The organism is Pseudoalteromonas sp. HL-AS1 (assembly GCF_031198785.1).
GTDB lineage: Bacteria > Pseudomonadota > Gammaproteobacteria > Enterobacterales > Alteromonadaceae > Pseudoalteromonas > Pseudoalteromonas distincta.
Genome location: NZ_CP133570.1, coordinates 209,923 through 231,712, shown reverse-complemented (window position 1 = coordinate 231,712; position 21,790 = coordinate 209,923). Strand labels below are relative to the sequence as shown.

Below are 21,790 nucleotides of genomic sequence, written 5' to 3'. Positions count from 1 at the left end.
TTTTATGCGACAGTTTAGACAGAAGTTAATATAACTAAAGTAGATATTACTGAAAAGACTTAAAAAATATTATCAGATATTTTCCAAATTCAGTTAGTGCGTAGAGATACGAATTAACGCCCAAATTTGCTTGGTGACAATAGCGTTTTGGACCCACCTGACTCCATGCCGAACTCAGTAGTGAAATGAAACAGCGCCGATGATAGTGTAGCATTTGCTATGTGAAAGTAGGACATTACCAGGCTTCAAATTGTAGAGAGCCCGACTAGAAATAGTCGGGCTTTTTTGCGTCTGCAGAAAAGTGAAATACGCGCAATTAACATACACTCATACCAACACCATCGAGTAGGGCGGAAAAATAGATCACTTAATTAAGCGAGTTGGTATAAAAACAAAATTGTGAACTACCGAATTTACTTTTTCGGTTTGTGTAAGCAGTTGTTTAGGTGAAGTATCAAACAGAATTTATAAATTAGTTTGATTAGTTCATTATAACTCGTTAACTAACCACAGACTTAGCTTGTTTATGAGGGCAATGAATACTAATATGATTTCATGATCTTATAACTAAATCTATTGGCTTAGTTGTTTTAAAATTACTACCAATAATGATTGTGAGCTGTAACTTAAATGCCTTATGAAACATTTGTAGATGACTCTGCATCGCTAGTTGAATTTACCCGAGTTTACTTAGCTATTTTTTATACTTTTGTTGCCGGATTTTATACATTTAGAATTATTTATAAAAATCGAAATACACCATCAGGCGTTATTTATCCCGGTGATAAATTTTGTACTAGTTGGTGGAACCATATGGTTTTTAAATTTTTCAGGGCTGCTATTTGGTTTGTATGTGTAATTAGAGTGTTTGTACCTGAGTTAGATAGCTACCTTGGGCTATTCCCAATACTCAATGGGTGGCCAGGCGTATTATTTGGCGATGTATTATTGACCGCAGGCTTTATTTTAACGATGTTTGTACATTTTCATATGGCAGCACTTTGGCGTTCAGGAATTGATCCTAAGGGACCACATGAACTTAAAACATCAGGATTATATGAATACTCTAGGAATCCGATGTATTTAGGCGTTGTAGCTGCACAGGTGGGGTTCTTTTTAGCCTTACCTAGTATATTTAGTTTGATCTGTTTAGTTATTGGTTTTACAGCTATATATAGACAAACATTAGTTGAGGAGGCTCATTTAGCTCATTGTTTTTCTACACAATATAAAGAGTATAAACAACTAGTCCCTCGCTGGTTATAGCTTGGGATTGAGCTTTAAATACATGGATTTTTAAGGCAAAAAGTAAAGAAGTGTTCTGTATTGGCTTGCTAAAATCTAGCATGATAGACATAAATGAGATCACTTCTTTTTGTTTTATACCAATTCGCTTAATTAAGTGATCTATTTTGAGGATGGAAAACGTGTTGATAGCTAGGCAAAAAAATTGCTATTTAGTTGTTCTCGGCAATTGCTCCTGCATTGCTCTACCTTCTGCATCCATGCAGTCGTAAATGAGAATTTTTTAACACAGGTAGCGACCCGTTTAGCCCCGCAAAATGATTAAGTATTATTGCGGATTGGTATTATATACTTTTCCATAAACTCTTGTTTAGTAATTGCCTTTGAAAAAATGTAGCCTTGAATATAATCACAAGCAAGCTGCTTTAATAGGTCATACTGTTTTTGTGTCTCAACTCCTTCAGCAACCACCATTACGTCTAGATTGTGAGCCATAGTGATAATAGCTTTCACGAGAGCAATACTATTATCGTTTGATTCTATATCGTTGATAAATTAGCGATCTATTTTTAAAATATCTATATCTAAGCGTTGTAAATACGCCAAAGAAGAATAACCAACACCAAAGTCGTCTATCGCAATATCTATATTAATAGTGCTTAAGCGTTTTAATTGTCGTTGTATTGACGAGTCGGGATCCATTAAAGTATTTTCAGTGACTTCAATTAAAATTGTGTTTGCAGGTAGTTGATACTTTTTACTTGCTACAATCCATTCATCCACCCAGCAACCAGCACGGTCAATTTCAAGAGGTGATGTATTTACACTGACTTGAATTGTCTTTTCACTTAAAACATTGAATTGGACGGTATCTTGAATTGCTTGAGATTTTACCCATTGGCCGATATCGTTTATTAATCCGTTTTTTTCAGCGACAGGTATAAATTCATTTGGCCCTATTAGGCCTCGTTCAGGGTGATTCCAACGAATTAGAGCTTCAGCTTTTGGTACTGATTTCCCGTCAATTGAAAATATAGGTTGGTAAAATAATTCAAATTGGTTTTTAACAATTGCAGTGCGTATTTCCTCTATGAGACGACGCTTTTCTGTGGCTTTTTCTTCTATAGCATAAGAGAAAAATTCATAGCGATTCCGCCCTTTATTTTTAGATAAATACATTGCTTGGTCAGCGCGTCTAACGAGCTCTTCTACTGTTAAACCATCAGAAGGGAAAAATGTTAAACCTATGCTTGCGGTAACATAGACTGTCTCTTTTTTTACTTTAATGCTCTGCATTAAGCTGCTGTTTACTGCTTCGGCAACTTTTGATGCTTCATCAGGACTATTTACACCCTCTAAAATTAATGTAAATTCGTCACCACCTAAACGTGCGACTGTATCTTTAGTCGTTATACAACTTTGCAGTCTTGTTGCTACTTGGTGTAAGAGTAAATCACCGTAGTCGTGACCTAGGCTGTCATTTACTTCTTTAAAGCCATCCAAATCTATGAATATAAGGGCGAACTTCATTCCCTTAATACTTACTAAGCTTTGTAGTTTTTCGTAAAAATAACGCCTGTTCGGTAAGTCGGTTAATCCATCTTGGTAGGCATATTGTTGCAACTGAATATTCGCATTTTCAAGTTCATTAGTACGCAGTCTAACTTGGTTTTCTAATGAATTTTCTCTTTGCTCAATGTTGTATAACATCGCATTAAAACAAGAGGTTAATTGTCCTACTTCATCTTGTGATAGCTGTTTAGCGCGTAAGCTATAATCGTGTGATGTAGTTATTTTATTTGCTGTTTGAGCTAGATATAAAATAGGGTTTAAAAAGCGACGCCTTAATAAAAGAGATAAAATTAGGCTGATGGCAAAGGTGAATACCATCAAAATCATTATAAATTTAAAGTAAAAAGTAATTCTGTCTTGAATGTAGCTGTTGTTAGCGCGTATTTTTAATATACCGTAATCATGCATATCGAGCTGAAGGGGTGTACTTACTTCAATACTTTGCTCCATATCTTCATCTTCGGATTGCGCAATAACAAGTTCCTCACCAGTCATACTTGTTACCATTATACTAATAACATCTGATCGTATAAGTATTGGGTTTATAAGCTCTTGCACTGCATCTAAATCATCAAACATAAGTGCTGTAGTTATATTCGGTGAAAGCATTTTTGACAGAGAGCCCAAGCTTTCTATTTGTTCCTCTTTAGCGCTAGTGATTTCATAAGCACTAAATACAATGGTTACTGTCGCGGTTGATACAAGTGCAACACTCATTAAGATTAATAGTAATTTTTTGCTCATCGTATTTAATGCAAATAGTTTTTTCATTGCACTACCTATCTACAACGCGGGCAAGGCGTAGCACTTTTGAGCTCATAGTAATGCCTGCATCTTTAAGCTGTTTCGGAGCAATTTCAAAGCGAATTTTACCACTGGAAAGAAAAAACCTAATATGACCGCCATTTTCAATAAATGTGTCTGTTTCACCAATGAGCATAACGTTTTTCAGCTCTAAAGGTGTTACGTTTTGCCATTCGATAAATGTATCAGAGGTAATAAATAGCATGTTACACGCCGAGGTTGTTACTTCATCAAGAGTGATTAATTTATTGTATAGAGGTAAGTTTTTTATAGTGCGACTTTTTAAAGCTTTGTTAGCCGCATCAATAAAGTATTTATCAGGGCTACAAATAATAAATTCATTAAGAGATTCTAAATGATAATCCCAGTGTCCAAAACGTGCAAAGTTATATAAGAAGCCTGCTTTTAGCATGTATTCTTTTTCAACAGCACAAACGCTGGCACTAAGAAGTGTCAACGTTATTAAGCTACTGTGAATTAAACTCGCGGATTCAAATCTGAAGTGCATAACGTTTAGGCGGCTTTAGCCGCCAAGTGATCCTGCATCAATTTTGCAGGCGTTTCAAATCCAAGTGTCTTCCTCGGACGATTATTAAGTTGCTCAAGTACTGGTATAACTTGCGCTGGTGTTACCGCCTTAAAATCGGTGCTCTTCGGCCAATACTGACGTAGTAATCCATTCGTGTTTTCATTCAATCCGCGCTCCCATGAGTGATAAGGGTGAGCAAAATAAACAGGAACACTTAAAGCCTCTGTGATTTGCTCGTGATAAGCGAACTCTTTTCCATTGTCAGCCGTGATGCTATGAAGCGCTGACCTATATGGCCTTAATAGCTCTATCGTCGCCGCAGTGACGGCTTGTGCTGTTTTGCCTGCCACCTGAGTTGATACAGTGAATTGGGTGACCCGCTCTACAATCGTAACAAGGGCGCCTCGATGACCTTTGCCTATGACGGTATCTATTTCCCAATCTCCGATACGGCCTTTCTCATCAACTATTTGTGGGCGCTCTTCAATGCTAACGCGATTTTTTATTTGCCCTCGGTTTGTTTTACCATGACTGCGCTTGTGATATTTCTTACCGTGTCGGCGCAGATGTAGGTATAACTCACCACCTGCTTTTTTATCTTCCCAGATATACAGATAAATGCATTCATGGCTGACAGACAGTTCACTTTCTTTGCGTAACCATCCCGTTATTTGTTCAGGACTCCACTTCTCATTAAGCTTCTGGGTAATTAAAGCTATCATTTCAGGTGTCATCTTAAGCGGTTTTCTTACACTTCTTCGGCGAAACAAAGCCCGCTCATGAGCTTGTTTGTGTCTGTAACCTCGCTTACCTGTATTTCTAGAAAGCTCTCTTGAAATCGTAGATTGCGATAAATTAGTTAGCTCAGCAATACTTTGTTGCGTAAAACCGCTTTTCTTTAGAACGGCGATCTGGCATCTTTGCGCATAGGTCAGTTGTTTGTAATGTCTCATTGTAAAATCTCTTGCCGGAGAAAAAGCAGTTAGTTTATGAGCAACTGACCACTTAATCTAGCCAAAACAAGTTATGCACTTACAATTTGAATCTAGGACTTCTTAATTTAATCATCTAATTAACTTAGAAATTTGCTGAAATTGTAAATGTAATACATTCATCAATATAGTTTGGTAATGTATAGGTTTCGCGCGTATTATTGTACTCAATATGTGAACCTGCAAAGAGCTTTTTACCCGAAATTGCAGTAGACCAGACAGGTGTTGCTTGCCAATTCCAACTAACATCTAACGTTGTGTAATTATCAGTGTTATATGCGTTTGAGTTTATTGCGCGCAATGTCGCAAACACATTATGGTTGGTTAAAAAAGAATAATCGGCTTTTGCAAATAACTGCCTGTTTTTAGAGTCATAGCCGATTGCGGGCTCTACTCGAGGAGGTAAATCGTAGTTATAATCGGTGTAACTATAACCAAACTCAGTATTGAGATTATCAACAGGTTGCCACGATACAACTAGGTCGAACCCTTTAGTGGTCGTGTCTGCTACAGATGCAAAGTCTAAATCTATGCGAGTCATTGTTAGTGCTTGAAATACTTCTGGGATTCTCCCTGCTAGAAATAATTCAAGTATAGGAGTGAATTGTTCAGCATGTGTATTCATATCAATAACCGCTACGTTATTAGCATCGGTATAATAAGTAGAAAGATCCAATGACCAATCGTTAGCAGTAAAACGGTAGCCTAACTCATAAGATAGATAGTTTTCAGATTTAACTTTGTCGTTACCATTTAGGTAGGTTGCAATTCGATAGTCGTCTATTTGTCCAAAGCCAGAGCTTAAACCGGTAAGATCTTTAATTTCTGTACCATTAACTTTAAAGTTGTCGTTAAATTCAATCAATGTTGGTGTACGTACACTTCGCGATATAGCACCCCAAGTAAGGTGGTTATCTACTGGCTTGTATATAAGCCTTGCTGACGGTTGATTTTCCCAGCCTGTTAAATCGTTATGATCAAGCTTAGTACCAATAATAAAATCGAGTGTATCGGGCGTCACATTGTATTGAGCTTGAACAAGTGCACCAAACTGTTTGAGGTTATCAAAGTTTTTATCGCTATCTAAAAATACACTTTCTGCGAAAGAGATAGAGTTATACCGGTAGTTTAATCCCCAATCTAGCTGTAGAGATTGATATATGAAGTTCATTTGATAATCAATATCTATCGATTCAAAATCTTCTTTAATATAATCTTGAGAACCATTTTGTTTCAGCCAAGAAATTTGTAGCATTTGATTGGCATCGGGCGACACTCTGTTTTCAAGGCGCGCCATTATGCGTGAGTCTGTTCGCTTTAAATCATCTGAGAATGAAATGTTTTCGTTGGTTTCATCTATAACACCTCGGTAGTTTTGACCAAGTGTTGAGTGAGTAACGTCCCCCTGAAGTAGCGCAGACCACTCATCATTAGGGGTAAAGTCAGCCCGAAAACCTAAAGAATTTTGTTTAGTTGTATCGTTAGGTGCGAGTAAGATCCCTTTTTTTGATTCATTCGCATCTTTTACATGACCATACGGTAGCTGCCTATGTTACTTATATCACCACCGTAACGAAGATTTGCATCAACATTTATTTGATTACCAGTTGTTACGTTTGCGTATCCACCGCGAGTATCAATACTGTTTTTAGTAATGATATTAATCACGCCATTATTTGCGTTACTACCCCAAAGTAATCCGCCTTGTCCGCGTATTACTTCAATGCGTTCAATGTCATACAAAGGAGCGTTGAGTGTTTCCCAATAAACTGCAGCAAATTTTGGGGTATATAAGCTTTGTCCGTCAATCATAACCAATAGTTTGCTAGAAAATCGAGAGGCAATACCTCTTGATGAAATAGCCCATTGATTGTTATCGAGCTGACGTACAATTAAACCAGGCACCATTTTCAGTGCTTCAGGTACTGATGTAGCACCAGAGTTAGTAATTTGTTCTTTACTTAATACATAAATAGATGAAGCGGTATCAAATGCTGATTGTGCTCTTTTCATCGCAGAAGTTGCTTGTACATCCATGCCCATTAAAGCATCAAGATCGAGGTCTTCATCTTCAAACGGCTCGGCCGTTAAGAGAGGGCAAACAAAAAGTAATGGCCAAAACAAACGTTGTGATATTTTCACCCAAAAGTCTCCTGCGCAATCAAAAAATCAAAAACAGTCTTTGTTTTTGCAATACATGTGATATCACACAATATTAACATACATTAACAGTGTAAAAGCATAAATGAGATTAAATCAAGGTAGCTAATTTTGTAGTAGTTAAAAGGTCTAATTTCGCCCAATTGAACTGTAAAAATATAGTTAAATGAACTTTATAAGTATATTTATTAAAGAGTCAGTAAAATGTAAATAGCTGATAGCTATATGTTTATATACAACTTAAAATTTAGTCTACTTCAGAATAACTCCAAAGTATTTACGGTTATTAAATATTTAATCTTAACTATTTCGTGTCATGCTTCTCAAAGCAATATTAATTATATGGGCACAATTTATACCTAGCCCTGTGTTATCTGCGATTGTGGTTTAATTATCTTTGCTTTTGTTAAAGCTATATAGAATACTTAAATTTGCTTGGTTTTGCTTTGAAGACACCAAAGTATGATAAAAAATGAATTAATTAATATAGAAGCAGTACTCGATTTAATGCTTGATGCCGTTTGTGTGGTAGATAAACAAGGCACATTTGTTTTTGTAAGCGCAGCATTTGAGCAAATTTTTGGTTATACGGCCGACGAAGTTGTAGGCAAAAAAATGATTAACTATGTTTACGAAGGTGATCATTACAAAACGCATAACGCCGTAACTTCGCTATTGTCTGGCGAAACGGTAAACCCTCGCTTCGAAAACCGCTGGATGAGAAAAGATGGTCAAATAGTCCATATATTATGGTCTGTTCGTTGGTCAGAGCAACATCAAGTAAGAATTGCAGTTGCGCACGATATAACTGAGCGAAAAGTAATGGAAGAGCAGCTCCATTACATGGCTCGGCACGATGTGTTAACTGGTTTGCCTAATCGCTCTTTATTGATGGAGCGATTTGAAAAAGTAATTATTAGTGCAACTACAAACAACACATTTTTTTCTTTACTGTTTATAGACATAAATGGCTTTAAAGCAGTAAACGACACCCACGGACACGAAACTGGCGATAAGCTTTTATGTGCTATAGCAAAAAGGCTCTCAGCGTCGGTTAGGCATTACGACACAGTAGGGCGTTTAGGCGGAGACGAATTTTTAATTATTTTAGATAACTTAAGTTCTAGCCACGAAACCGTCAGAATAAAAAATAAAGTCCTCACTGAGTTTAAAGCTGTCTTTAAGTTAGATGATGTACTACTAAATATTTCCCCCAGTATTGGCATTGCAAACTACCCAGAGCACGGACAAACAGATCATGAACTTATAAAATATGCTGATCAAGCTATGTACAAAAATAAACAACAAGGCTTAGATAACGTAACCTATTTACCTTAAAAAATCATGCTGAACTACCACCTTAGACAACTTACCTTCACAACGCCCTTTACTACAATACATTACTTAGCGCCACATTTTTAATAGCGGTTTTCCAGTGCTGCGTTAAAAATCTATAAATGCTCTTACAGCAGTTTGTAGGTAGTTCCTTGATAAATGAACTGCACAAGCTATGCCTGGTTGATAATGAAGGCAATTACCGTATAGGCAGTAATACATTTTTTACTAATGATGCAGGCGAAAGCAAGGTATCTGTCACTGATTATACAACCGCAATGGTTGATGAAGCGCAAAATGCGGCGCACATTAGTAACCATATTAGTATTGCCTACTATATGGTTACTAATCAAAAGCGTTTGATTATTTAGATATAACAATACTGGCTCACAAGGCTAAAATAATTTAATCTGAGCGTATTAATTCTTATTAAATTATTTGCCTTATGAGCCTTCTTTTTTCTCTTGCGTTAGCAAGCCTTCCCGCTTTACCTGAGCCTGTTGCAAATAATGCTGTGGCTAAAGTTATTGTTAAAAATCAGCCTTACTTTTTAAGCTTTATGGGGCTGGGGCGCGATAAACAATACTCGTCAGTGCATAATAAAGTGTGGGCGCTTAAAGTTGGCGATTCACAGTGGCAATCTAAAACTGGTGTGCCTTCAAGCTTGCCATTAAAAGGGCGCTTAGCAAGCACCGCAGCCGGTTTAGGCGAATACGCTTATGTGTTTGGCGGCTATACGATAGCAGAGGATCATACTGAAGTTTCAAGCCCCGACGTATATAGGTACGACGTAATAAAAGATACCTACACTCACCTTGCTAGCATGCCAGTACCCGTAGACGATAGCGTAGCGCTGAGCTATAAAGCGCGTTACATTTATCTAATTAGCGGTTGGCATAACGACGGCAACGTAAACATAGTACAAGTATACGACACGCAAAATAATACATGGCAACAAGCCTCGCCATTTTTAGGTGAGCCTGTATTTGGCCAAGCCGCTGCTATTAGTGATAACACCATTGTTATTTGTGATGGCGTTAAAACACAAGCTAATCCTGATTCGCGTCGCTCGTTTGCAGGTGTAGCACAGTGCTTAAAAGGCACAATAGATTCAACTAATCCACAAAAAATAGATTGGCGTACCTTGCCACATCCAACAGGCACTGCTCACTACCGAATGGCAGCCACCAGCTATAATGGCAATATTTATATGATGGCAGGCTCTAATAACCCATATAACTACAGCGCAATAGGTTACGACGGCAAACCTGCACCAGCAAGTGACCATGTTTGGCGCTTTAGTATCGAAAAAAACGAATGGCAGATTTTATCCCCAGTGGAAGTAAAGAGCATGGATCATCGTGGTTTACTTGAGTACAGTGGGGTTTTATATCGAATTGGCGGCATTGATAAAAGTCAGCAAGTAAGCGCTAACGTGCTCGGTTACGAGGTTGAAAAGTGAACACTCTTTACATTACAGGAGCGGGAGTCAGCGCAGCCAGTGGTATTCCGACCTTTAGAGGGGAGGATGGTTATTGGACCATTGGCAGTAAAAATTATACGCCTATGGAAATGGCAACGCGCGCAATGTATCAAAACGCCCCAAAAGAGTTTTTAGCATGGTATTACCATCGCTTTGCAACGTATCGCAACCATGGCCCAAACGACGTACACCATTGGCTAAGTGACAAAAACCTAATTACTCAAAACATAGATGGGCTTGATGGCAAAGCGGGTAACAAAAATTACATATCTATACACGGCAGGCTTGATCAAATGACCTTATTTCATGAGCAAGGTGAGCCAGTCACGCCACTTGCCACCCCGTGGGATAGCGTAGACGAAAGCTGCCTGCAAGAGTCTCTTTTTGAGCTATTTAATATTCAAAACCAAACGCCTGAGCTAAACCATTCATTTAAGCCCTTTGTTTTATTATTTGACGAATACTACACCGAGCTTTACAGAATAACACAAGCACAACAGCGTATGCTCAACGCCGATAAAATTGTATTTATGGGCACCTCGTTTAGCGTTAATATTACGCAAATGGCAATTGAAATAGCCCGAAATTACGACATTCCTGTTGAAGTGGTTGACCCTGAACCTGCACATATTTTGCACGCTAACGTCACATATAAAAAAATGAATGCATTAGATTACATTCAATCTAATTAATAAGTGCTATATTTTAAAGGGGTTGGTAATGTTTTCTTAAATATTACAATCTCTTTATATAATATTAACGAGTCAAAAATGTTATTATTATCCTGATTATAACAATACTAAAGAGATCTGAATGAGCGACTTAACTGCAATAGCAAACTTGTCCATTTTACTTGTAGAGCCTTCAGAGGTTCAGCAAAAAATAATAATAAAATCGCTTTTAGAAAGTGGTGTAAAACAAGTTGAAACTGCATCTACACAAACACAAGCACTTAGCTTATTAGCAAGTTATCACCCTGATCTAGTTATAAGCTCTATGTATTTATCTGACGGGACAGCCGACTCACTATTGCAAGAAATAAGATCAAACCCTATCACCGAGCATCAACCTTTTATGCTTATATCGAGCGAGCGTAATAAAAAATACCTTGAGCAATTACGCCAATCGGGTGTGCTGGCTATTTTGCCTAAGCCTTTTAGCGCAAAAGCCATTACCCGCGCACTCAAAGCAACCCTCGATATTATAAGCGAAGAAGAAGTAGAACTTGATCATTTTGACGTAACGTTGCTGCGAGTTTTAGTGGTAGACGACAGCCGCTTTGCGCGTAAACACATAATACGTGTACTTGCGGGGATGGGAATACCTGCACCAATAGAAGCTGAAAACGGTAAAGAAGCTATTGAGCACTTGAATAACCAACCGTTTGACTTAATAGTAACCGACTACAACATGCCAGAAATGGACGGGCGAGAACTAACAGAAGCCGTTAGAAGCTCAAATAGCTACTCACATATTCCTATTTTAATGGTGAGCTCAGAGGCAAACGACACTCACCTAGCTAATATTGCTCAAGCGGGAGTTGATGCTATTTGTGATAAACCGTTTGAACCAGCCACAGTGCGAGAATTACTGTATAAAATAATGTCTTAAAAGTAAGTACAAGCGTAGGTTGGTTATTATTTGGCCTACGCTCATCTTTAAAATACATTTACTATTACAGTTTTCCTAATCTATAAATGAGTAATGCCGTTTTTTTAATGTTTTTATCAAGGCTGGTTAAATCGGCTGTTTCGTTTTTAGTGTGCGCGCCGCTGCCCATCAAACCTAAACCATCAAGTGCCATATCAACATGATTTGCCGCAAACGAAATATCAGCCGCACCTGCATTGCGTGGATTGGCGGCTACTACTTTGTTAAAGCCTAAATCATGGCTTGCGTCGCTATATAATTCTAATAGCTTTTTATTGCCATCAGTTAATGCCATTGGCGGGTAACCGTCTTCAAAAATAAGCTCTGCTTTACTGCCATCTAAGTTTTTAGCCACAATTTGTAGCATAACCCTTTTAGCGCTTTCTACCTGTTTTGGCGAAAGTGCGCGTAAATCACCTGCTACATGCACGGTTTGTGCTATTACATTACTTTTACCAAACGCCGTTGCTGACGAGTTAGCACTGTCGTAATCGGCATTTGTACCGCCCACAATAAGCCCTGGGTTAAATGTTAAATTAGGTTGCGTGGCAAGTTGCTCTCTAAAATCATTTAAAATGCGTGATGCTTCGTAAATAGCGCCATATCCAACGCTTTCGCTAAATATTTGTGACGAATGCGCTGCATTTGCCGTTACGTTTAGCGTCCAGCCGGTATAACCACGGCGCGCCGCCATAGCTGTTTTTATATTGTTATCGCCATTTTCGTAGCCAAGCGCTACGTCGGCCCAAATTGCTGCATCAACAATAGCTTGTTTAGATAAGCTAAGCGGGCGACCGCTGCTTTCTTCATCGCCAGTCAATAATACTTTTATGCTTACATTTTCGAGTAAATTAAGGGCTTGTAAGCTTTTAAGTGCGGTAATTATAATCGTGTTACCGCCTTTCATATCGGCAACGCCTGGGCCACTGGCTGTATCGGCATCAAGCTGTTTATAAGTTGTAAAGTTATCGTTTTTGGCAAATACCGTATCTAGATGGCCGATCATCAGTATTTTTATTGCATCGGGATCATTGCTCTCATGGGTTGCTAATACATGCCCTGCGCGGTTAAACGCACTGCCATCCAGCCATTCTACTTTAAAACCAATAGCTTTAAGCTGTTCACTTGTCAGCGCGCCTACTTTTTTTACACCTTCAATATTAAGCGAACCGCTATTAATATTTACGGCTTGCTCTATTTCTTTAAGTGCTTGGGGAATATTTTTATCGACCTGTTTTACTATTTCACGCTCATTTTTATCAAGCGCAGCATGGCTTGTAAGCGGTAGGGTACTAGCAAGTGTGAGGATAAGTGCATGGCTAAATTTTAAAAATGACATAACAGTATAATAAGTGAGAAATAAGAGTATTTAATATGAATTAAAAATACAGAGGATTCAATAGAAGTAGATTGTGATTGTTAACTAATTTTATAAGTAATAACGAGTTACAAGTTTAAGGGGGACAGGGGGGCGCGTTATTGGTTTAAACACAAGTATTTAAGAGATAACCACCTAGCTAATAATTAAGCTGTGCAACTAAACAGCAATTTGCCTGATATTACTGATCTCCACCATTTTGGAGTTTTGCTGCATTTAGGAAAGGAAAGTCGAAGCTAACTATTTGTTTACAGGTGTTTATTATATAGTTAGGATGAAACTATTATAAAATAGGGACATTTGCCGATTTGTAAAAAGAAAAATGTCGTAAACTAAATTGTTATGTTTGTAGGAGAGTTTAGTGCAACTGGATGCTTTGATTTTTGTAGATACAAATATTTTGCTAGATTTATATCGAATAAGGAAAAGCGATGTGAGCCTTGCATACCTCGACAGGTTAGAAGATTGCAAAGATCGCCTAATAATAGGCTCTCAGGTTGAAATGGAATTTAAGAAAAACAGACAAAAAGTAATTCTTGAAACATTAAAAACTTATACCTCTCCTGATTGGGGGAAGCTTACCCCTCCAGCTTTATTAGCTGACTTCCAACCATCGAAGATGATTGAGAAACACAAAAAAGAAATATCTACACAACAAAAGAAAGTAAAAGCTAAGGTTGAAAAGATATTACAAAACCCATCTTCTAACGATCCGGTTTTTCAAAAATTAAATAGAATTTTTAAACGTAAATCTGATTACAATCTAGATCGAGAATCGGATGACCGCTTTAAAATTAGAAGGTTAGCTCGAAAAAGGTTTTCCCTTGGCTACCCTCCAAGAAAAGATGCAGATAATTCATTTGGTGATGCAATAAATTGGGAGTGGATTATTGAGTGTGCAAATCAAACAGATAAGGAAATTATCATAGTTACTAGGGATACTGATTACGGTGCAATTCATGGTGGAAAATCTTATTTAAATGACTGGCTTAAAAAAGAGTTTCAGGAACGGGTGAGTAAAAGGCGTAAAATAATTTTGACTGACAAGCTATCATTTGCACTTAAAGCCGTAGATGAAGTTGTAACAAAAGAAATGGAAGAGGCGGAAGAGCAAATCAAAGCAATTATAGCATCCTTAAATGAAAGCCTCGGATTAACTGGTTTTGAATGTGAAAATTAAAAATATAACAAGCGCATGAAATCTGACTCCGCAAACTTTCCGATTTTTTGCATAAAACAAAGGGCGCAAAAAATCGTCCAGCTTGCTCCGCAGGTCATGTGGCGTTAGGGCTAAACAAGAATCGAGCTTATGAATATAACTGAAAAATTTGGATTAGTGCTCCTTGGTGTTGTTATTAGTGTCATTGGATATTTGTTTAAACGCAAGATTGAGAGTAAGCCTCAACTTGAAACGTTAGATAAACAGAAGAAGCTTCTCGATATTCATAAGCAAATGAATGAGCAAAGAATAGATATTAATGGTTTAAAGCAGCTAGAAGCTATGATTACCGGAAAATCTGAAGCTATCCTAACAAAAAATCGGGCTCTTCAAGCCGAAGCTTCACCTCTAATCGAAGAGAACGAATCAGAAGATTTTACCCAGCTTGAATTGAACAACAGAGCGGCGAAACGACTGGAAGTTGCAAAAGAGAAAATGCAACGTGCCATTGCTGGAATAGATAGTCGAGTAGGTGATTTTGTGAGTCAATCTTTAATGAACAGCCAAACAGAATGGGAAAGCTACAGCATCAGTCAGGCAGAGGCTGCTTCAGCTCGTTATCAAGGCGGTAGCATTTACCCATTTATTTATGCTTCTGAACTTGAGTCATTAACTAACGAGCGTACAGCGAGACTTCAGGCGGAATTAGATGAACTTATTGGGCGATGCAACTATAGTTGAACGGTGGAGTGCCCTAACTGAATGTTAGGGGCAAAGGAACTTAAATGAACTTAAATCAAATTACATTACCCGTTAAAGACATGGAAATTTCGACTAAATTTTATCGCGACTTAGGTTTTACTCAAATTGTAGATACCCCACATTATGCTCGCTTTGAATGCCCAGATGGAGATTCAACTTTCTCATTGTCTTTAGATCGAGGTGAGTTTGATTGTGGCACGGTAATATATTTTGAACATGAACAATTAGATGAACTGGTTGAGGCTTTAAAAGTTAAAGGTTTTGTATTTATACAAGAACCTACAGACCAGAGTTATTTATGGCGAGAGGCCGTACTGCATGATCCGTCAGGTCATAAAATTAAGCTTTATTGGGCTGGTGAAAATAGGATTAATCCACCTTGGCGTGTAGAAGTACGCAGCTAATCTGATCTTTAATTATGCAGTGTTCAACTTTACGCTATTAAAATCTAACCTCAAAATACAAACTGTACTAGCTCAGACTTGATCTGACAGTTACCCGTTTTTTAATCGGTGACTGTCAGTCTAGATTTGAGCTAAATTTTTCTCAGCCCAGATCAATTTTCCATCTAATAAAGTTTCTAATGGCGTTCTGCCACAGCATATTTTTCCTTGATGAGTTCGGTCATTATTGTAATAAATCATCCATTCGTCCAGATCCTTTTGCAATTCCGCTAATGAGCTATATAGCTTTTTACGGAATGTAACTTGATAGAATTCATTGAGTATCGTTTTGTGGAAGCGTTCGCAGATACCATTTGTTTGCGGTGACATAGCTTTGGTTTTTGTATGATCGATATCATTAATAGCCAGATATAACTGGTAATCATGATGTTCGACTTTGCCACAATATTCAGTGCCTCTATCGGTTAGAATACGTAGCATGGGAAGCTCGTACTGTTCGAAGTACGGCAGTACTTTGTCGTTGAGTATGTCAGCCGCAGTAATTGGCGTTTTCGTGGTGTAGAGCTTAGCGAACGCTACTTTGCTGTATGTATCAACGAAGGTTTGTTGGTAGATACGCCCAACGCCTTTGAGATTACCCACGTAAAATGTATCTTGAGAGCCTAGATAACCTGGGTGAGCCGTTTCAATTTCACCACACGCTTCGTCATCATGTTTTTTCTTTTCAAGCGCAGCTACTTGAGCGTCGGTGAGAATGATACCTTCGTTAGCAACTTTATTTTCTAGTGCCTTGAGACGCTTTTTGAAGTTCTCTAGGTCATGACGTAGCCATATTGAACGAACACCGCTGCCAGAAACGAATACGCCTTGTTTTCTGAGTTCATTACTCGTTCTGTGTTGGCCATGAGCTGGATAATCGACAGCGTATTTAATGACGGCTTGTTCAGTTGCTTCATCAACTCTATTTTTTAAGTTTGGCGCTCTACGACTTTTATCAATTAACGCATCAAGTCCACCGTCTTCGACGAGTTCTTGATATCGATAAAATGTATCACGGGATACGCCCATCACTTTGCAGGCTCTTGATACGTTGCCAAGTTCTTCTGCAAGATTAAGTAAACCCGCTTTGTGTTTAATAATTGGATTGTTAGTATGTAGCATGAGAGTTACCTCTTATATGTTTTGATTTAAAGATTCGACACCTTTTATCAAAACGGGTAACTCTCACTTTTTCAAGTTGATGTGTCAGATCTTGTCTGAACTAATACATACAAACAACCATCAGGTTTAACGCCATTGGCATTAAACCTGACAGCTCAAATTTAACCAATCAACGTTAATTAGTCGGCATTAAATATATCTCGCGTACGTTGTTGCGCTGGTTCGCTTCAATGGTAAACAGTACGGCGTCGGCTACATCTTGTGGGTCGAGTTTGTCGGGTTTAGCTTTATCAAAAAATGGGGTGTTTACCATGCCAGGAGCTATAGTTGTGCAGCGGCCGTTCCATTCGCTCATTTCCTCAGCTAAGTTTTGTCCAAAGCCATAAGCAAACCATTTAGTTGCACCGTAAATAGAGCCACCAATTGGCTTACGGCCAGCGGCAGAGCTGGTTAATATAAAGTGACCTTTATTTTGGCGTAAATGCGGCAGGGTTAATTTTGCAGTCCACAGTAGGGCTTTAATGTTTATGTCGATCATAGTTGACCATTCATCGGGGTCGCCTTTTTCGGTGCCTGCGGTTGAAACCCCCATGCCTGCGTTAGCAAAGGCTACATCTAATCGGCCAAACTTTTCAATGCCTTTGGTAACTACGTTTTCAAGCGCGGTAAAGTCGGTTGCATCTGCGGCTACGCTCAGTGCGTTATCTGATCCTAGTTCGGCAACAAGTTGGTTAAGTTGCTCTTCTCTGCGGGCGGTTAATATAACTTTATGACCGTTGTTTACTAAGGTTTTTGCCGTTGCTTCACCAATGCCACTAGAAGCGCCGGTTATGAGTACTATTTTTTCTTTTGCCATATATAACCTCTTTAATGAACGTTAAAAACTTAAAATCACCATAACAATAAACGATTAACCTACATTGAATAGTCGCTATAAATTAGCGATAAATAGCTGTGTTTTGTACTTCAATCATCATGTTTTTTAGGCCGTTATTAAAATTGAAATAAGTGATTAAAAAAGATAGGTTTAAATTTTTTATTCTATATACTCGCGCCACTTCTTTTGAAGTCGGTTTTTATTAGATTTAACCATTATTTTGCTGAGTTTCAGCCACATTTATCGGAACAAACATGAAAGATAAACTTTTAGCGTTTTGGCAAAGCCATTCAGAAACAATCATCACTTTAGGGTACAAAGTGATTTTAGCGTTGGTGATTTTAATTGCGAGTGCCTTAATTGCGCGCTCGGTTAAAAAAGCGATTAAAAATTCTAAATCGCCATTAAAAAAAGTGGATAGTACGCTGCTTCCTCTTTTATCGAGTATTGCTGGTTATTTAGTTTATATAATTGGTGGGCTATTTATTTTAGATATTTTTGGTGTTAATACGGCAAGCTTAATTGCGCTAATGGGTGCTGCTGGTTTAGCGATTGGTTTAGCCCTTAAAAATACGCTGAGCAATATTGCTGCGGGTATTATGCTGCTAATACTCAGACCTTTTAAAATAGGCGATTTTGTTGATGCCAGTGGCACACTAGGTACTGTGAGTGAAATAAACCTGTTTACCACTATTTTTAAAACCACCGACGGCCTTTATATCGCATCGCCTAACGGCAAAGTGTGGGGTGGCAATATTAAAAACTTTACCCGTAATGGCAAAAGACGAATGGATATAGTGGTGGGTATTTCGTATGCCGACTCTATTGACGTTGGCTTAAATGTACTTAAAGAATTAGCTGCATCAGAGAGCCGATTACTCGCAGAGCCTGCACCTAAAGTAATGGTGACATCAATAGGCGAAAGCGCAGTGAACATTCAATTACGTGCATGGGCTGTTAATGGTGATTATTGGCAAACCGTGTGGGATTTAAATAAACGTGTTAAAGAAGCAATTGAAGGCGCTGGGCTGAGTATTCCGTTTCCGCAGCGTACGCTGCATATATCTGAGTCTATGGCGTCGGCAATAACTGTTAACAAAGATGCTTAAATATGTATTAGCATAAACACAAATAAAAATAGCGAGCCTTGGCTCGCTATTTTCGTATAAGCCTTTGTGTAGGCTGAGGTATTAACCTTCTAATTGAAAGTCGTACACTGAGCCTAAATTTAGTAGCTGCGTTAGCTCATCAAGTGCTTGGTAGCTTTCGGTGAGTAGGGCTGAGTCTGCAAAGTCACTTGCACCTAATTTGTCGCGGTAGTTACGTTTTGCCCAGTCACACAGTTGTGTGTATTTAGTATCAGTTAAAATAACCTCTGGGTTTACTGCAGCAAGTTCTTGCTCGTTAAGGGCTACACGTAAACGCAAGCAAGCTGGGCCGCCGCCATTTTGCATACTTTGGCGTAAATCAAAAAACTGTACTTGGTTTACTGGGTTATCAGCCATAATCATTTCTTCAATGTAGGCGTTAACCGCGCTGTTGCGTTTACATTCTTGTGGTGCAACTAACAGCATTGAACCATCTTCAAGGCTCACTAGCTGGCTGTTAAATAAATAGCTACTTACAGCGTCGGTAATGCTTACTTTATCGGTAGGTACTTCAATAATGTAAAATTCTTTATTGCCCACATACGCTTCGCGAATATCTTGCAATGCCAGAGCTTGGTTTAAAAATGCTTGCTGGTGGCACAGTAATACATTGGCGTTACCTACTGCAATTACATCGTTATGAAACACGCCTTGGTCTATTACGTCTGGATTTTGCTGTAGTAAAATTTGGCTTGAATCTTTTAAGTTATGTAAGCGACAAATTGCTTCTGAGGCTTCGAGTGTTTGCCTTGCAGGAAATTTAGCTGGTTTTGGTAATTGACTATTAAACGCGCTGGCACCAAATACAAACATTTCAAGGCCTTGCTCGCCGTGGCTGTCACAAAAACGAGTATGGTTTGCTGCACCTTCGTCGCCAAAAAAGCCTTGGTCTGGTAAATGGGTATGGTGCGCAAAGTATTTGTCGTTGTTAAACATCGCTTTTAATAAGCGTGTAGTGGTTGCAGGCTCTAATGAACGATGAAACTTATTATTTAAATTAGCTGAAGTAAAATGTACTTTGCCGTCGGTTGTATCTGGAGATGGCGATACTGTAGCGGCATTGGCTGTCCACATTGCAGATGCTGAATAACACGCGCGTAATAAAATAGGATCGGCTTTAAATGCTTTATGAATGACTTGTGCATCGTTACCGCTAAAGCCTAAGCGGCGCAGTACGTTTAAGTCGGGGCGTGCATGAGGGGCAAATACACCTTGAGTTAGGCCTTTGTCATGCATGGCTTTCATTTTTTCAAGGCCTTGAAGTACAGCCTCTTGAGGATTTGAAAAGCTTGCTGCGTTATTCAACGAGGCAACATTACCATACGATAAACCAGCGTAGTTGTGAGTAGGACCCACTAAGCCATCAAAATTAACTTCCAAAGCGTTCATACACGTTCCAACTAAAAAATTTTAATAGGATGCAACAATACAATGCAATAGGGTTGCTTGCAAAGTTATAAACGCAGTGTTTTTACTAATTTTTTGATGTTTCTAAATGTGGGGTTTATTGCAAGGGGGTTGTTTTTATATTGAGCGCTTAATTTGAGTTTAATAAAAATGTACGCATAAATTTCATAGTGCGCAAAAGCTCAGCCTAAAGTAAGTTTATACAACTAAGCTTTAAGCCAAGCCTTTACACAATACGATGTTACTTAACATAGGCGCGTTCTTTATCAGCGGTAGTGCGGGTATTTGTAGGGTCGTTAACTTGCCAAACGCTAATGTCTAAACGCCATAAAAGATAAAGGGTATGATATAAATTGAACATGGTTTTTCCTTGGTATTTTTACTGAACACATCAGTATATAAGGAAGAATTATGCCAACATTAACTTGAATATTTTATGAATAAAAATCAGGTGTTTAGTATTTAAGTATAAATATATACTTAAGGATTAGCACCAAAGAGGTGAAGTATTACTAAAAGATGCACCAGTGTGGCGTATTTTTAAAAAAAGCCCTGCAACTATTGGGTCACTTAAATGTGCAAGGCTTTTTAAAAAATACAGTCACTCAAAAAGCAAATTAGCGGCCCACTTTTCCTTTTACTAAAGGCTCAAACGACATTACTTTAAACTTATCGTGGCTTTGATTTTTGCCATTATTAAGTACAGGCGAATTGTGTAAATCGTCAACGGTAAAGTATATTTTATGATCGGCTCCGTAGCTAAAGCCATCAGGCCAGCTTAAGCGTTCGTCTTTAAATAATACTTCGTAGTCGCCAGTAGGTTTAACTACGCCAATTGCGCTATTGGTTATGTCGGTTACATATACGTTACCGCCGCCATCAACAATAATACCGTCTGAAATTGGTTTAGTGCCGTAACGCGTAACTTTGTTTTCAAGCGCTTTAGCCGAAAGGCTCTCGTTATTTATATCGCTGGTGGCAATGCGGTAAACCGAGGTGCCCGACATAGAGCCAAAGTAAAGCCAGTCTTCGTTAGGGTCAAGCGTAATTGGGTTAACACCTAAGCGGGCAGGTTGTCCGCCAAGGCTCATTGTGCGCCCATCAATAACCATATCGATATTTTCGGCTGTGGTGTAATGGCTATTTTGTAATACTCTGCGTGCAACACCTGTTTTAAGGTTTACCGTAATAATAGCGGCTTGGCTGCCTTGGGCTGTGTCGGCAATGTATACAACGCCATGTTTATTATCGATGACTAAATCGTTTAAAAACGAGGTGTCGGTAATGGTCGGTTTAGCCAGATAAATAATTTTGTGCAGTTGCTCTTTGTTTGTATCCCAACCTACTAAGCGCCCAGCGTGATCGGGCCCTGAAGTATCAAGCATCCATAAAACGCCATCGCTTGATACGTTTATGCCAAGTACGTCGTAAAAACCTTTACCGTTATTGTACGCGTATGCCCATTCTTCATTAGGGTAGGGCTTAGTTGTACCATCGCTTAAAAGCTCCATAACTTTTTGCTTTTGGCCAAAAAAGCCATGCACAGATAAAAACTTTCTGCCTGATGGGGTAATAGCAATGTTGCCCGGTGGGTGCTGCGCATCAAATGTGGCTACTGTTTTTAAATCAGCATTTTGGCCAGCGGTGTTAGCAAATACAGCATTGCTGCCTAAAAGTGCCGTGCTACATGCCGCCGCTAATAGTAGTTTTTTTATATGAGTCAT

17 protein-coding genes, 1 rRNA gene and 2 pseudogenes are annotated in these 21,790 nt (G+C 38.6%); 11 read left to right on the top strand and 9 right to left on the bottom strand.

Annotated elements, in window-relative coordinates:
• Positions 1–129: 129 nt before the first annotated feature.
• Together rrf and RB214_RS18075 are read left to right on the top strand one after the other, a co-directional pair.
• A 5S ribosomal RNA gene (gene rrf / locus RB214_RS18080) occupies positions 130–244 on the top strand.
• Between the two features lie 386 nt (positions 245–630).
• Positions 631–1,266: an isoprenylcysteine carboxylmethyltransferase family protein gene (locus tag RB214_RS18075; RefSeq protein WP_309169376.1), complete on the top strand. Its 636-nt coding sequence runs from the start codon at positions 631–633 to the stop codon at positions 1,264–1,266.
• 300 nt (positions 1,267–1,566) lie between these two features.
• Here the strand turns inward: RB214_RS18075 and RB214_RS18070 are convergent.
• The 4 genes and pseudogenes from RB214_RS18070 to RB214_RS18055 all read right to left on the bottom strand — a co-directional run bounded on the left by RB214_RS18070 (position 1,567) and on the right by RB214_RS18055 (position 7,284).
• Positions 1,567–3,588, bottom strand: a pseudogene (locus RB214_RS18070) (putative bifunctional diguanylate cyclase/phosphodiesterase).
• A 4-nt stretch (positions 3,589–3,592) separates the two neighbouring features.
• Complete coding sequence (locus RB214_RS18065) at positions 3,593–4,129, bottom strand: YfiR family protein (protein WP_309169375.1); 537 nt, start codon at positions 4,127–4,129, stop codon at positions 3,593–3,595.
• A gap of 5 nt (positions 4,130–4,134) precedes the next feature.
• Positions 4,135–5,103: an IS30 family transposase gene (locus RB214_RS18060; protein ID WP_309168378.1), complete on the bottom strand. Its 969-nt coding sequence runs from the start codon at positions 5,101–5,103 to the stop codon at positions 4,135–4,137.
• Between the two features lie 124 nt (positions 5,104–5,227).
• Positions 5,228–7,284, bottom strand: a pseudogene (locus RB214_RS18055) (TonB-dependent receptor plug domain-containing protein).
• Between the two features lie 480 nt (positions 7,285–7,764).
• Between RB214_RS18055 and RB214_RS18050 the strand changes: the two are divergent.
• The 5 genes from RB214_RS18050 (at position 7,765) to RB214_RS18030 (ending at position 11,731) form a co-directional block, all read left to right on the top strand.
• Positions 7,765–8,640 (top strand): diguanylate cyclase domain-containing protein, encoded by an 876-nt coding sequence (locus tag RB214_RS18050; protein ID WP_309169374.1) that lies wholly within the window; start codon positions 7,765–7,767, stop codon positions 8,638–8,640.
• 149 nt (positions 8,641–8,789) lie between these two features.
• Positions 8,790–9,008 carry an epimerase gene (locus RB214_RS18045; protein ID WP_309169373.1) on the top strand — a complete coding sequence of 73 codons (219 nt, stop codon included), beginning with the start codon at positions 8,790–8,792 and terminating at the stop codon, positions 9,006–9,008.
• 74 nt (positions 9,009–9,082) lie between these two features.
• Positions 9,083–10,099 (top strand): kelch repeat-containing protein, encoded by a 1,017-nt coding sequence (locus RB214_RS18040; protein ID WP_309169372.1) that lies wholly within the window; start codon positions 9,083–9,085, stop codon positions 10,097–10,099.
• Entirely contained in the window at positions 10,096–10,812 is a 717-nt protein-coding gene (locus RB214_RS18035) for a Sir2 family NAD-dependent protein deacetylase (RefSeq protein WP_309169371.1), read from the top strand. The genes RB214_RS18040 and RB214_RS18035 overlap by 4 nt, the downstream gene beginning before the upstream one ends.
• Positions 10,813–10,933: 121 nt before the next feature.
• The gene (locus tag RB214_RS18030; protein ID WP_004334468.1) at positions 10,934–11,731 is read left to right on the top strand and encodes a response regulator; all 798 of its coding nucleotides are present in this window, start codon (positions 10,934–10,936) and stop codon (positions 11,729–11,731) included.
• 64 nt (positions 11,732–11,795) lie between these two features.
• Here the strand turns inward: RB214_RS18030 and RB214_RS18025 are convergent, their stop codons facing one another.
• Complete coding sequence (locus tag RB214_RS18025) at positions 11,796–13,109, bottom strand: M20/M25/M40 family metallo-hydrolase (RefSeq protein ID WP_309169370.1); 1,314 nt, start codon at positions 13,107–13,109, stop codon at positions 11,796–11,798.
• A 400-nt stretch (positions 13,110–13,509) separates the two neighbouring features.
• On the opposite strand from RB214_RS18025, the gene RB214_RS18020 reads away from it, so the two are divergent.
• The 3 genes from RB214_RS18020 to RB214_RS18010 all read left to right on the top strand — a co-directional run bounded on the left by RB214_RS18020 (position 13,510) and on the right by RB214_RS18010 (position 15,473).
• Entirely contained in the window at positions 13,510–14,328 is an 819-nt protein-coding gene (locus RB214_RS18020; protein WP_309169369.1) for a PIN domain-containing protein, read from the top strand.
• Between the two features lie 129 nt (positions 14,329–14,457).
• Complete coding sequence (locus tag RB214_RS18015) at positions 14,458–15,048, top strand: lysozyme inhibitor LprI family protein (protein ID WP_309169368.1); 591 nt, start codon at positions 14,458–14,460, stop codon at positions 15,046–15,048.
• A 44-nt stretch (positions 15,049–15,092) separates the two neighbouring features.
• Entirely contained in the window at positions 15,093–15,473 is a 381-nt protein-coding gene (locus RB214_RS18010) for a VOC family protein (protein WP_309169367.1), read from the top strand.
• A gap of 120 nt (positions 15,474–15,593) precedes the next feature.
• Here the strand turns inward: RB214_RS18010 and RB214_RS18005 are convergent, their stop codons facing one another.
• Both RB214_RS18005 and RB214_RS18000 read right to left on the bottom strand, forming a co-directional pair.
• The gene (locus RB214_RS18005) at positions 15,594–16,634 is read right to left on the bottom strand and encodes an IS481 family transposase (RefSeq protein WP_138488686.1); all 1,041 of its coding nucleotides are present in this window, start codon (positions 16,632–16,634) and stop codon (positions 15,594–15,596) included.
• A gap of 175 nt (positions 16,635–16,809) precedes the next feature.
• Complete coding sequence (locus RB214_RS18000; protein WP_309169366.1) at positions 16,810–17,490, bottom strand: SDR family oxidoreductase; 681 nt, start codon at positions 17,488–17,490, stop codon at positions 16,810–16,812.
• 275 nt (positions 17,491–17,765) lie between these two features.
• On the opposite strand from RB214_RS18000, the gene RB214_RS17995 reads away from it, so the two are divergent.
• The gene (locus RB214_RS17995) at positions 17,766–18,620 is read left to right on the top strand and encodes a mechanosensitive ion channel family protein (RefSeq protein ID WP_182671916.1); all 855 of its coding nucleotides are present in this window, start codon (positions 17,766–17,768) and stop codon (positions 18,618–18,620) included.
• Between the two features lie 81 nt (positions 18,621–18,701).
• On the opposite strand, the gene astB is transcribed toward RB214_RS17995, so the two are convergent.
• Together astB and RB214_RS17985 are read right to left on the bottom strand one after the other, a co-directional pair.
• Positions 18,702–20,048, bottom strand: a complete 1,347-nt coding sequence (gene astB, locus RB214_RS17990; RefSeq protein ID WP_309169365.1) for an N-succinylarginine dihydrolase — start codon at positions 20,046–20,048, stop codon at positions 18,702–18,704.
• Positions 20,049–20,683: 635 nt separating this feature from the next.
• Positions 20,684–21,790: an L-dopachrome tautomerase-related protein gene (locus RB214_RS17985; RefSeq protein ID WP_309169364.1), complete on the bottom strand. Its 1,107-nt coding sequence runs from the start codon at positions 21,788–21,790 to the stop codon at positions 20,684–20,686.